This is a genomic window from Nocardiopsis sp. TNDT3, from assembly GCF_003427465.1.
Taxonomy (GTDB): Bacteria; Actinomycetota; Actinomycetes; order Streptosporangiales; family Streptosporangiaceae; genus Nocardiopsis; species Nocardiopsis dassonvillei.
The window spans coordinates 1-1,171 of sequence record NZ_QPFC01000969.1 but is presented as its reverse complement, the minus strand read 5'-3'; the positions used below and the strand labels follow the sequence as shown (position 1 = coordinate 1,171).

Annotated in this window: 2 protein-coding genes; one reads left to right on the top strand and one right to left on the bottom strand. The window is 75.6% G+C overall.

Features of this window, described 5'->3' with window-relative positions:
* Nucleotides 1–21: 21 nt before the first annotated feature.
* Nucleotides 22–615: a TetR/AcrR family transcriptional regulator gene (locus DQW06_RS22405; protein ID WP_013152438.1), complete on the bottom strand. Its 594-nt coding sequence runs from the start codon at nt 613–615 to the stop codon at nt 22–24.
* Between the two features lie 81 nt (nt 616–696).
* Here DQW06_RS22405 and DQW06_RS22400 point away from each other — a divergent pair.
* On the top strand, nt 697–1,171 hold a 475-nt coding region (locus tag DQW06_RS22400; RefSeq protein ID WP_157983560.1), incomplete at its 3' end, for a DMT family transporter.

The following is a 1,171-nucleotide window of genomic DNA, read 5'->3' as shown; positions in this document are numbered from 1 at the left end:
CACGCCCCGGCTCCGGCGCCCTCAGTCCGCGCCGTGCACGGTCATCAGGGCGTCCGCCGCGGCGCGGGCGGTGCGCGCGGCGTCGGCGACCCCGGTGACGTTGCGGGCCACCACGGCGCCCTCGTGCAGCATGGCCAGCGCGTCGCCGAGCGCCCCGGGGTCCCTGGCGCCCGACCGCTCGGCGAGGTCGGTGTAGAGGCCGCGCAGCCACCGTTTCTGCTCCTCGGCGACGGCGCGGCCGGGGTGTTCGGGGTCGGAGAGCTCGGCGTAGGCGTTGACCATGGCGCAGCCGCGCGGGTTCTCCTCGCCCGTCCAGTCGTCCAGGGCGTCGAACGTGGCGGCCACCAGCTCCCTCGGGGTCCGGGCCCGCTCCAGGTAGCCGTCCAGGTACGCGCGCCAGCGGGCGTCGCGTGCGCGCAGGTAGTGGACGACGAGCTGCTGCTTGGAGCCGAAGCGGTCGTAGATGGTCTTCTTGGTGACCCCCGCCCGCTCGGCGACCAGCTCCATGCCCACGGTGTTGATCCCGCGGGTGTAGAACAGCTCGGTCGCCACGTCCAGGACGCGGCGCGCGGCCGGGGTCAGCGGTGTCGTCGCGGTACCGGGCACGGTGTCCACTCCCTCCCTCGCGCCCCGCCGCCGGGGCGCCTCGTTCGGACTACATTGTGAGTATACCGACCGGTGTGTTTACCTGCCCGCATGGAACACACCGAGACACGTCCCCGCCGCTCCGTACCGCCCCTCCTGCTCGCCGCCGGACTGGTGGTGATGTGGAGCTCCGGCTTCGTCGGCGCGGATCTGGGCACCCGGTACGCGCCCGCGACCACGTTGCTGGCCTGGCGTTTCCTGGTCGTGGCCGCCCTGCTGGCGGGGTGGTGGCTGTGGCGGGGTCCGCGGATGTCCCGGCGGGACCTGGCGGCGCACGCCGTGCTGGGCCTGCTGGCCCAGTCCGGGTACCTGTACGGGGTGTTCGCCGCCGCGCAGACGGGCGTGGCCGCCGGGACGAGCGCGCTGGTGGCCGCCCTCCAGCCCCTGGTGGCGACCGCCCTGGCCGTCCCGCTGCTGGGCGAACGGGTGCGGCCGCGCCAGCTGGCGGGCCTCGCGCTGGGGCTGGGCGGGGTCGGCCTGGTGGTGGGCGCGGACCTGTTCCGGCCGGGCGCGGCGCCGTGGTGGG